Here is a 5,756-nt window from a genome sequence, read left to right as displayed (position 1 = left end):
TCTCTCCTTTTCAAAGGATTTCTTGCAAAATAAATACCAAGAACTATAAATATTACTCCTATAACATATATTCCAATTGAAATACTAAGTAATAATGTCATTGTAGCTACTATAACAAGACCTATGATGATTAAAAAATCTTCTAGATAATTATAAAACATATCTTTTATTTTCTTCACTTTATCATCTCCATAATTTATTTAAGAAATCTTCATCAGCATATTTATTAACATCAAAATTACTTAATGTTTCTTGCTTAAATGCTAGTTTATAAGCACATATAGTAGCATCTACTGGATCTATTCTGTTAGCTGATTTATCTTTATTAATTTTAATTTCTCCTGCTGGATTTGAAACTATCCTAGCATTTACAACACTCCACAGAAGTAATTCATCACCTTTGTTATACTCAATGTTTTCAGCTTTAACTTCTAATCTAAAATCTTCTGTTGGATCATTAAGATATTTATTAGATTGATATATTTCAATACAATCACATCCAAGGTCATCTAAATCTTGCAAGAATGTATCAGCATAATGAGGATCATATCCAAGTTGTTCAATTTTCAAATCATATTTGGCTATTAACTTCTTTAGATAGGAAAATATATATTTATAATCAGTTTTTATTCCATTTGATGTTTCTGTAACAGTAAGTAATCCTTTATTTATCCAAATATCATATGGCACTCCATCTGTTTTCATATGTTCTTGAACTCTTCTTTTAGGTATAAAGCTATGTGAATGTACAAAATACTTTCGTTCTTCACCGATAAAGTAAACAAATATAAGTGCTAAAGATGTTAAATCTCCACCACTACTTAAATCAAGCCCCACAAAACAAGTTTCTCCTCTAAAATCATCTAAAGTTTTATCGGTTCCACATTTTTTAAATTCTGTTGGTCCAATATATTGGTCTTTACTAAATTCAACCCAAACATTTAAACCTTTTGTTAAAAAATCTTTTAAATCTCCTCCACCTTTATCTTTTGAACTAAAAGCTATTGCTATCAAATTTTCTAAATTTTCTTCATCAGAACAAACGAGAGGATTAGCTTTAATCCAGTTTTTTGGATCCCAAGTATCATCTTCTTCATCCATTTGAGCTATATAGATAAACTTAGTTTCATTTTTGCATACCTCACCTAAAATTTTTTTACAATATTCATACTCTTCAAAACATGGTCCATTTAAATTGAAACCTGCTGTTGTAATTACACTAATTAAGCATTGTTTCAAATTTCTTGTTCCACCTTCAAGTAATTTATACATCTGATTATCTTTATGAGCATGATACTCATCCACAATTCCAATCAAAGGTCTGAATCCATCAATACTCTTTGTATCTCTACCAAGTGTTTTAATTGTTGATTTTGTAGTTAAAGCTGTAATTGTATGGCAATATTCTTTAATATCAAAAAGTTCTTCTAAATCTTTATCAGCTTCAACAAATTTCATTATTTCATTCCATACTATTATTGCTTGAGCTTCTTTAGTTGCAGTGCAATATAGCTGACCATATTTATATCCTGAAAATGCACTATAATAAGCTGCTATTATCCCATTTAAAAAAGATTTACCGTTTTGTCGTCCTATTTGTATATAAGAACTTCTATATTTTCTATATCCACTTTCTTTTTTCACCCAACCATTCAAAGATCCTAATATAAACGATTGCCAATCTTGGAGTTTTACTTGAACTTCGCCTTCACCTTCTGCAATAGTTAGCATCTCTGCAAAGTTTATAATATGTACTGATTTTTCTATATCAAATTCATATACATAAGGAGCTAATTTTGATGATTCCAAGTCATCTAAATGGCGTTTACATGCTTGTTTTACGAGTTCTCCTGTAATTATGACTCCCTTTAATACATCTTCTGCGTATTTAGTTACTCTATCAATCAATTTTCCTCCTTACATATTACTTAAAAATTTATTCTTTGGTTTAACTTCTTTTACTTTTGGAATTACTAATCTACATCTACTAGAAATACTAAGCCCGAGATCCGATGCACATTTTCTACAAGAATTAAGTAACCGTAATTGCAATTTAACAAATGATGCATATTCTTCATCAAATACAATCTCTTCACGTGTATTTATTATATTTCCATCTTTATCATAGTCTATAACTTCAATGATTTTAGCTGACATACGAGATTTAACTTCTTTAGTTACTTTTAGATATTCATTTTTTGTTTGAATAAAAAAAGATAGTGAATCAACATCTAAATTAGACATTATTTCTATCTTAATTAATTCTTTTGCTATTTTTTTAAACTCTTTTTTCTCATTTTTATCTAAATAATCAGGTGGTTTTACATTATCACTTAATGCTTTTACTTCATTCATTTGTCTATTTTTTATTTCTTCTTTTGTTAGATGCTTTTTACCTTTCAAAAGCACTACACTAGTTGGTTGCCTAGGTCTAACCATATTAATCAGCACCTTTTTTCTTTATAAATTTTTATACTTTTTCTTTTTTTAAAATTAATTTTGTGGATTCCCTAACAATCCCACCCGGCTCAGAAAATTTCATTTAGGGAGTTTTGGCGGGAGAATAGTATATACATGGACCTGGAAGCAATTGCAAAAATATTTTGCTATCCCCCCTACCCTACTGCATAATCTCCCTTAATTTCGTCTGCATAGCTATTTTATCCTCATTACTCATTTTATACTTCTTATGAACATAAAAATGGCATCTATCACAAAGACAAATCAGATTACTCATACTTGTTCTAAGTTCCCAAGTATCTTTAAGCTCTTCAATATGATGTACGTTATTAACAAATGATAACTTACCTTTGCTATCGCATAACCTACATATGCCTTTATCTCTAGCCTTAACAACATCTCGTGTAAATACCCAGTTCTGAGTCTTATAAAACTTTTGCTCTTTATCATCAGTTCTTTTGCCTTTATATTTTTGATAAGTTTCTTTATCTTGTATTTTCTTTTTATATTCAAACTTCTTTTTACATTCATCACATATTTTCATCTCTTGCGGTATGATCTTTTGACACCTGCAAAATTTCTTTAACATTTCAATTCACCTAATCCTTTAAAAATCCACAATAAAAAACCACCTATATTTCTATAAGTGGTTTTTTTGCAGTATAAAATCCCATATCTGTATAGGTGTTTTTCTATACATAAAAGTTATCTCGTTATTTATTCTAACATGTTTAAATATCAAATAATATAAAAGAATTTACCCATAATAACTCAATAGCTAGATTCTTTTATATATTCTCTTTGAAAAATATTTATTTATGACAATATCTATTCTACCATAAATTCTAACTATAAAATTCCAATTAATTTCAAAAAATTTCATAGAATTTCAGATAATTTCAAAAAATTTCACGTTTTTAAAAATCCACTAATGGAAATAATGTTTCTTCCCAGCTATTAACTCTTTTTATTGTTAATTCTTTAATCCTTGTAATACCTGATTTACTCATATTCATAGCCATAGCAATTTCTTTATTAGGTTTTTTATCAGCATATTTATATTTTATAAAGTTTAATATATCTTCATTAAACATATTTATATTACTTTCTATTATTTTATTTTTTTCATTTATATTTCTTATTCTTCTTTCAAGATTATCTATCCCGATATAAACTCTGGCTTTCTCTATTTCTAAATCCTCTATCATTTTCACCATCATCTTTTCAACACAACTAATTCCATCATTTGAGGTTTGTACTCGTTCTTCATAGCTAATCGCTTTTATATCAGCATCTATTTTTATATCAACATTTTTAATCTTATCTTCTAGATCCTTATAACATTTATTTAAATATTTAATTTTATCTTCACAACTTTTGATAAGATTGTCCTTATCAAAATAATCATATAACTTCTTTTCTGTCTTTCTAAAAATATTATCTCTCATATATTTCTCCTCATAATTTACTTGCAAAATTTTACTGTAGACTATAAACTTAAATTATTGTAACCACCGTTATAATTTTAAAATTATTATTTTTAATTTTTAGCAACCTAGAATCCAAGTCTAGGTTGCTTTTTTTATTTTTAATTCTCCGCTACATATATTTCTATGTTGCATTCCTTTTTGGAATCAAAACACAATATTCATCTTCAAACTTATCGCCTAATAATGCAGTTAAAAGCTCATTATTATATTTATTTATGCAACCTTCTTCCGTACATTTATCAGATATAACTTTTATTAAATTCTTGATATTATCTAGCCCTTTAAAACTAACTTCTATAGTTAAATTTTTCTTTTCTGCTTTGTTTCTAATATCATTAATCTCTTTTGCTGCATTATATTTTTTCGTCTTTCTATTCTTCATTGGATAATGATCTCCAACCCTATTATTTGTTAGTTTGAGTAGATATAAATTTTCTTCTATCACCTCATATTCAACCATATATCCCATATCATTTTTTTTATACTTGTTCATTTCATCTTGAACAAAACTATAATTATTAGTTATTATTCTTCTTTGACTTACGTCACTTAAAATATGCATTCCTACACCTCCTTATTTCATAAAAGCGAACTATGTTGTATACTCTTTAGTTAATTTATTAAACTCTTTTTTATCTAGTTCTCTTAACTTTGTATCAAAATGTTTTTCTATCTTTTCTAAAGACATAAATCCAGTTATATCAACTTCTAAAGTTATTCTTTTATCAATTATTTCAAAATATCTTTTCATATTCTCACTCACCAACTTTTTATTATTTTCTTTTAAAGCCATATTTTTTGACTAACATATCCCCTATGCTCCTAAGTTCTTTTCTAACTTTTTTTCTAGCTTTATAAAAACTTAATTTTTCTATTCTCATTTGGATTTTTGCAACTCTTATAATTTGCTTTTGTTTTTTATTCAACTAATCACCTCATTTAGTAATTCCAAAAAATGTAATTATTTATTATCTTTATAATAGGTTTTAATGTTCATCATTTTAGTAGTTAATTCAAATAGTTCAATCGATTGTATTGAACTATTATTTAATGTATTTATAATTAGCTCAACTTCATTTTCATCTAAACTTATCTCTTTATCGATTGCTTTTACTTTCATTTTTGCACCTAATTTCAAGCTTACACGCTGCATACCTTTTTCAAATTCTTCACTTATTTCAAGATACTTTTCTTTAAAGCAATAAATATGCCCAGCTTTCAATTCACCTCTAAGTTTTCCTAAATGCGAATCTAAAGGATCTAATTCTTTTTTGCATATATCACATTTCATTTTTACACCTCACCTTTTCGTAATTTCGAACAATGTCGCACACTTTTATAAAAGTTTTCTACCTATCTTATAATTTGGTGGTCCTGGAGGTCTTGGCGTTGTTGGTGGTTCAAGATAAACGCCACCTGAACTTTTTATTATTCCATCATTTTTCTTTTTTTCTATCAACTCGTTATATTCTTCAATCCATTTAATCGGAATATTTAAATTAGCTTTTAAGTATCTACTTATAGCACACCCTAATTCAAATAGTCTTTCATCTTCCCATATGAATTTAGGTTTTATCCCTAATGGTGGTTTTTTACATCTCATAATTTTCCACTCCTATAACCCTATCATTCTAGTTAATTTGCTATGAACTATTGAGTTAATAGCACCCCTTGACACTTTGTAAACCTCAGCTAGTTCATCAACTGTCATTCCATTCATATATTTATCTAATATTTTTCTTCTTGTATCATAATTTATTATTTTTTTCATTCGTAATTCTCCTTAATCTCTCGTTCTAAGCTTAA

10 protein-coding genes are annotated in these 5,756 nt (G+C 27.1%); all 10 read right to left on the bottom strand.

What is annotated here, in order from left to right; all coding sequences use genetic code 11:
- Window positions 1-183: 183 nt before the first annotated feature.
- The 10 genes from Q0V15_RS11355 to Q0V15_RS11310 all read right to left on the bottom strand — a co-directional run bounded on the left by Q0V15_RS11355 (window position 184) and on the right by Q0V15_RS11310 (window position 5,721).
- Entirely contained in the window at window positions 184-1,908 is a 1,725-nt protein-coding gene (locus Q0V15_RS11355; RefSeq protein WP_297439084.1) for a terminase large subunit, read from the bottom strand.
- A 9-nt stretch (window positions 1,909-1,917) separates the two neighbouring features.
- Entirely contained in the window at window positions 1,918-2,439 is a 522-nt protein-coding gene (locus Q0V15_RS11350) for a phage terminase small subunit P27 family (protein WP_297439082.1), read from the bottom strand.
- Between the two features lie 181 nt (window positions 2,440-2,620).
- The gene (locus Q0V15_RS11345) at window positions 2,621-3,049 is read right to left on the bottom strand and encodes an HNH endonuclease (RefSeq protein WP_297439080.1); all 429 of its coding nucleotides are present in this window, start codon (window positions 3,047-3,049) and stop codon (window positions 2,621-2,623) included.
- Window positions 3,050-3,377: 328 nt separating this feature from the next.
- The gene (locus Q0V15_RS11340) at window positions 3,378-3,908 is read right to left on the bottom strand and encodes a hypothetical protein (RefSeq protein ID WP_297439078.1); all 531 of its coding nucleotides are present in this window, start codon (window positions 3,906-3,908) and stop codon (window positions 3,378-3,380) included.
- Window positions 3,909-4,071: 163 nt separating this feature from the next.
- Window positions 4,072-4,512, bottom strand: a complete 441-nt coding sequence (locus Q0V15_RS11335) for a hypothetical protein (protein ID WP_297439076.1) — start codon at window positions 4,510-4,512, stop codon at window positions 4,072-4,074.
- 30 nt (window positions 4,513-4,542) lie between these two features.
- Window positions 4,543-4,743, bottom strand: coding sequence for a hypothetical protein (locus Q0V15_RS11330; RefSeq protein ID WP_297439074.1), 201 nt, complete (start codon window positions 4,741-4,743; stop codon window positions 4,543-4,545).
- On the bottom strand, window positions 4,724-4,876 hold the full coding sequence (locus Q0V15_RS11325; protein ID WP_297439072.1) for a hypothetical protein: 153 nt from the start codon (window positions 4,874-4,876) through the stop codon (window positions 4,724-4,726). The genes Q0V15_RS11330 and Q0V15_RS11325 overlap by 20 nt, the downstream gene beginning before the upstream one ends.
- A gap of 35 nt (window positions 4,877-4,911) precedes the next feature.
- Entirely contained in the window at window positions 4,912-5,241 is a 330-nt protein-coding gene (locus Q0V15_RS11320; RefSeq protein ID WP_297439070.1) for a hypothetical protein, read from the bottom strand.
- Window positions 5,242-5,286: 45 nt separating this feature from the next.
- A complete protein-coding gene (locus tag Q0V15_RS11315; RefSeq protein ID WP_297439068.1) occupies window positions 5,287-5,553 on the bottom strand; it encodes a hypothetical protein in 267 nt (88 codons plus the stop codon).
- Window positions 5,554-5,565: 12 nt separating this feature from the next.
- Window positions 5,566-5,721 carry a hypothetical protein gene (locus Q0V15_RS11310; protein WP_297439066.1) on the bottom strand — a complete coding sequence of 52 codons (156 nt, stop codon included), beginning with the start codon at window positions 5,719-5,721 and terminating at the stop codon, window positions 5,566-5,568.
- Window positions 5,722-5,756: the final 35 nt, after the last annotated feature.

The organism is uncultured Clostridium sp., from assembly GCF_947036855.1.
Classification (GTDB): Bacteria; Bacillota; Clostridia; order Clostridiales; family Clostridiaceae; genus Sarcina.
Note: the sequence above shows the minus strand (reverse complement) of the source record. Positions and strands in the feature narration are given on the sequence as shown.

What these genes read in the sequence shown, in the direction of transcription:
- Q0V15_RS11350 (WP_297439082.1), bottom strand. Translation starts at nt 2,439, where the DNA reads ATGGTTAGACCTAGGCAACCAACTAGTGTAGTGCTTTTGAAAGGTAAA.
- Q0V15_RS11345 (WP_297439080.1), bottom strand. Translation starts at nt 3,049, where the DNA reads ATGTTAAAGAAATTTTGCAGGTGTCAAAAGATCATACCGCAAGAGATG.
- Q0V15_RS11340 (WP_297439078.1), bottom strand. Translation starts at nt 3,908, where the DNA reads ATGAGAGATAATATTTTTAGAAAGACAGAAAAGAAGTTATATGATTAT.
- Q0V15_RS11335 (WP_297439076.1), bottom strand. Translation starts at nt 4,512, where the DNA reads ATGCATATTTTAAGTGACGTAAGTCAAAGAAGAATAATAACTAATAAT.
- Q0V15_RS11330 (WP_297439074.1), bottom strand. Translation starts at nt 4,743, where the DNA reads ATGGCTTTAAAAGAAAATAATAAAAAGTTGGTGAGTGAGAATATGAAA.
- Q0V15_RS11320 (WP_297439070.1), bottom strand. Translation starts at nt 5,241, where the DNA reads ATGAAATGTGATATATGCAAAAAAGAATTAGATCCTTTAGATTCGCAT.
- Q0V15_RS11315 (WP_297439068.1), bottom strand. Translation starts at nt 5,553, where the DNA reads ATGAGATGTAAAAAACCACCATTAGGGATAAAACCTAAATTCATATGG.
- Q0V15_RS11310 (WP_297439066.1), bottom strand. Translation starts at nt 5,721, where the DNA reads ATGAAAAAAATAATAAATTATGATACAAGAAGAAAAATATTAGATAAA.